Here is a 375-nt window from a genome sequence, read left to right as displayed (position 1 = left end):
GCTTCCAGCACCCGCATCGGCTTGCCGTACGAGGTGGCCGTGCGCATCAGCGCCTGCACGTCCTTCGGGAAGCACGAGCCGCCGTAGCCGGCGCCGGCGTACAGGAAGCTGTAGCCGATGCGCGGGTCCGAGCCGATGCCGAGTCGGACAAGTTCGATGTCCGCACCGACCTCGTCAGCCAGGTTGGCCAGCTCGTTCATGAAGGAAATACGCGTCGCCAGCATCGAATTGGCCGCGTATTTGGTGAACTCGGCCGAGCGCACATCCATATAGAAGGTGCGCTCGTGGTTGCGGTTGAACGGCGAGTACAGCTCGCGCATGATGGCCTTGGCATGGCGACCGGCCACGTCGGGCGAGCAGCCCAGCACGATGCGG

The 375-nt window shown here is 65.1% G+C and carries 1 pseudogene; it reads right to left on the bottom strand.

Annotated elements, in window-relative coordinates:
- Positions 1–375, bottom strand: a pseudogene (locus AB4Z27_RS29800) (UDP-glucose 6-dehydrogenase); the annotation flags it as partial.

Source organism: Cupriavidus sp. KB_39 (genome assembly GCF_052114485.1).
Classification (GTDB): domain Bacteria; phylum Pseudomonadota; class Gammaproteobacteria; order Burkholderiales; family Burkholderiaceae; genus Cupriavidus.
The sequence above is the reverse complement of the archived record's forward strand: the minus strand, read 5'-3'. Positions and strand labels throughout refer to the sequence as shown.